This window comes from Nocardia takedensis NBRC 100417, from assembly GCF_000308695.1.
GTDB lineage: Bacteria > Actinomycetota > Actinomycetes > Mycobacteriales > Mycobacteriaceae > Nocardia > Nocardia takedensis.
This window is the reverse complement of sequence record NZ_BAGG01000102.1, coordinates 1-3,445: the sequence shown is the minus strand read 5'-3', so window position 1 is coordinate 3,445 and position 3,445 is coordinate 1. Positions and strand designations below refer to the sequence as shown.

Genomic DNA, 3,445 nt, shown 5'->3' with positions numbered 1-3,445 from the left:
CCCTACGCGATCGTCGACTACGACGAGCAGACCGGCCACGCCCGCCGCGGCAAGAACGACCGCGTGCGCCGCGTCGGCTCCGGCGGGGTCGGCCTGCTGCTGGCCAAGGTCACCGGCCGCCAACCCTTCGACGGCTACACCGACGCCGAAGCCACCGAAGCCAAACTGGTCCGCGACGCCTTCCGCGACGGCGACACCTGGTTCGACACCGGCGATCTGGTCCGCGACCAGGGCTGGCGGCACATCGCCTTCGTCGACCGTCTCGGCGACACCTTCCGGTGGAAGGGCGAGAACGTCGCCACCACCGAGGTCGAGGGCGCGCTCACCGACGCCGCGGGCATCGAACAGGCCGTGGTCTACGGCGTGCCCATCCCCGGCGCGGACGGCAAGGCCGGCATGGCCGCGGTCACCTTGCGCGAGGGCGCCGAATTCGACGGCAGGGCGCTGGCCGAGACGGCCTACACGCGGCTGCCGAGTTACGCGGTGCCGCTGTTCGTCCGGGTCGTCGGCGCACTCGAACAGACCTCGACGTTCAAGAGCCGCAAGGTCGAACTGCGCGAGCAGGGCTACGAACCGGACGACGACAGCGCCCTCTACGTGCTGGCGGGTCGGACCGAGGGCTACGTCCCCGCCTACGACGACTATCCGGCGAAGGTCGCCGCCGCCGAGTTGCCCGCCGACTGAGCTTTCGGACTCGCCGCGCGGGACTGTCAGGCCGTCCGGCGGCGGGGGTCTGTCAGACCCGTGCCGCGACCGGGATCTCAGGCCGCGACGCGGCTGGGCCGCAGGGTGTTCATGGGCGGCCGGTCCGCCAGCGAGACCTCGGTGCGCAGCGCGGTGAACTCCGAGCCGACCAACGGGAACTGGGTCAGCGCGGCCCCGGAATCCTGGACGCCGCTGCGACCGAGCACGGTGCCGAGGATCTGGCGGCTCATGACGCCCAGATCGGCCAGCGGCCGGTTGCGGTGGGTCCGCACGCCCAGGTTGACCTGGCCGATGGCGTCCAGGCCGAGCCGGTCGTAGGTGTCGAGCAGCAACCCGATCTCCACGCCGTAACCCGGCGCGAACGGCACCGAGGTGAGCAGTTCCCGCGTGCCCGCGTACTCGCCGCCCAGCGGTTGCAGGACCTGGGACAGCTCGGGGCGCAGCGCGGCCAGCAGCGGCCGGGCCACCAGTTCGGTGACGCGTCCGCCGCCGTGCGCGTCGACCGAATCGCCCTGCCGCAGCGGACGCCGGTAATACGCCTTGACCAGGTGCATGTCGTCCACGGTGAGCAGTGGGCCCAGCAGTTTCGGGACGAACGCGGGATCGGGATCGATGAGATCGGAGTCGACGAAGGCGATGACGTCGCCGCTGGTCACGGCCAGCGACCGCCACAGGACCTCGCCCTTGCCGGGCGCGGGTTCGAGTTCGGGGACCGCCTGTTCGCGGGTGATCACCTCCGCGCCCGCGGCGGCGGCGCGTGCGGCGGTGGCGTCGGTGGAGCCGGAGTCGAGGACGACCAGTTCGTCCACCAGGGTGCCCAGCAGCGGCCGGATGCTGGCCACCACGTCGGCGACCGTGCCTTCCTCGTTCAGGGCGGGCAGCACCACCGAGACGGTGCGGCCCCGCTTGGCGGCGACGAGTTCGTCCACCGGCCAGCCGGGTTCGTCGAAGGTATTCGTGGTCGCCCACGCGGGCTCGCGGTGCGGGATGTTCATACCAGACCTCGCAGAGTTCGTGCTGGGGGCCGGATGCCTTGGATCGCGGCGATCATGTCCACCACCCGCCGGGTCGCGGCGACCTCGTGGACGCGGAACACTCTGGCACCCGCCGCGGCCGACCACGCTGTCGCCGCCAATGTGCCCTCCAGTCGTTCGGACAGGCCGACACCTAGAGTCTCCCCGATGAAATCCTTGTTGCTCAGTGCCATCAGGACCGGCCACCCGGTATTTACAAGAACGTCCACTGCCCGCAACAGTTCCAGCCCGTGATAGGTGTTCTTGCCGAAATCGTGGGTCGGGTCGATGAGGATGGCGTCCTCGGCCACCCCGGCCGCGCGCGCCCGCTCGGCCGCGGACACGACCGTCTCGGTCACTTCCGCCACCACGTCGGCGTAGCGCACCCGGTGCGGACGGGTCCGCGGGATCGCGCCGCCCGTGTGACTGCACACGATCCCCACGCCCAGTTCGGCCGCCACCGGCACCAATTCGGGGTCCGCGCCCGCCCAGGTGTCGTTGACGAGGTCCGCGCCCGCCGCCACCGCCGACCGCGCGACCTCCGAACGCCAGGTGTCCACACTGATCAACAGGTCGGGATGTTCCGCGCGGATCGCGGCCACGAACGGGACCACCCGGCGAATCTCCTCGGCGGTGTCCACGGTGCTGCCCGGTCCCGCCTTCACCCCGCCGATGTCGACGAGGTCGGCGCCTTCGTCCACCGCGCGGCGCACGGCGGCCATCGCGGGCGCGTCCTCGAAGGTCGCGCCGCGGTCGTAGAACGAGTCGGGAGTCCGGTTCACGATCGCCATGACCAGCGCGCGATCGGTCGCCACCGGCCTGCCGCACAGGGTGGCCCGCGGCGCGGCGGTGGAGCTGAACATGTCACGACTGTACCGACCGATTCCCGCGCCCGACCCGCCTGTCACGCCCCGGCCGCGCATCGGTCCTCGCCGTCGGACCGGACGCGCCGGTCGCGGTGGACTCGATACCGGGGGTGGGCGGACTCGATGCGCCGGGAGGCGGAGGTGGCGATGCGCCGGGAGGCGGCGGTGGCGATGCGCCGGGACGGCGGTGGGGAATCAGCGGTGCAACGGGCCGTCCATGTCCGCCAGCGGACGCGCCGAGCCGCCGTCGCGTACGGCCAGGATCTGCGCGGCGATCGAGATGGCGGTCTCGTCGGGGGTGTGCGCGTTGAGATCGAGGCCGAGCGGGCTGTGCAGGCGGCGCAGCGCGTCGTCCGCGACGCCCGCCGCGCGCAGCCGTCCCAGTCGGTCGGCGTGGGCGCGCCGGGAACCGAGGGCGCCGACGAAGGCGAGATCGGCCGTCAAGGCCGCGGCCAGGGTGGGGACGTCGAATTTCGGGTCGTGGGTCAGCACGCAGACCACCGCGCGCCGATCGAGGCGGCCCGCCGCCAGTTCGGCCTCCAGGTAGCGGTGCGGCCACGCCACGACCACCTCGTGCGCGGCGGGGAACCGGGCCGGGGTGGCGAACACCTCGCGCGCGTCGACCACGGTCACCCGGTAGCCGAGTTGCCGGCCGGTCTCGCTCAGCGCGCGGACGAAATCGGAGGCCCCCGCCACGATCATGCGCGGCGCGGCGGCGAAGACCTGCACGAAGGTCCGGGGTCTGGCGGCGGCGGGGCAGGTCGCGGTCGAGTCGGGGCGGTCGTCATCCGATCCGACCATTCCGCTGCGCCCGGCCCGCAGCAGGGCGCGGGCGTCACGGTCGACGCCGCGCCACGGCCG

General features: G+C 72.7%; 4 protein-coding genes. 1 reads left to right on the top strand and 3 read right to left on the bottom strand.

Going from position 1 to position 3,445, the window contains the following annotated elements; translation table 11 throughout:
• Positions 1–684, top strand: a 684-nt coding sequence (locus tag ON30_RS21860) for an AMP-binding enzyme (RefSeq protein ID WP_040709696.1), incomplete at its 5' end; no start/stop codon positions are given.
• 77 nt (positions 685–761) lie between these two features.
• On the opposite strand, the gene ON30_RS21855 is transcribed toward ON30_RS21860, so the two are convergent.
• The 3 genes from ON30_RS21855 to ON30_RS21845 all read right to left on the bottom strand — a co-directional run.
• Positions 762–1,700, bottom strand: a complete 939-nt coding sequence (locus tag ON30_RS21855) for a glucosyl-3-phosphoglycerate synthase (protein WP_040709695.1) — start codon at positions 1,698–1,700, stop codon at positions 762–764.
• Positions 1,697–2,581: a dihydropteroate synthase gene (gene folP / locus ON30_RS21850; RefSeq protein ID WP_040709694.1), complete on the bottom strand. Its 885-nt coding sequence runs from the start codon at positions 2,579–2,581 to the stop codon at positions 1,697–1,699. The genes ON30_RS21855 and folP overlap by 4 nt, the downstream gene beginning before the upstream one ends.
• Positions 2,582–2,779: 198 nt before the next feature.
• On the bottom strand, positions 2,780–3,445 hold a 666-nt coding region (locus tag ON30_RS21845; protein ID WP_040709692.1), incomplete at its 5' end, for an XdhC family protein.

Bases quoted from the DNA above. Each gene is read 5' to 3' on its own strand.
- ON30_RS21855 (WP_040709695.1), bottom strand. From the start codon at position 1,700: ATGAACATCCCGCACCGCGAGCCCGCGTGGGCGACCACGAATACCTTC.
- folP (WP_040709694.1), bottom strand. From the start codon at position 2,581: ATGTTCAGCTCCACCGCCGCGCCGCGGGCCACCCTGTGCGGCAGGCCG.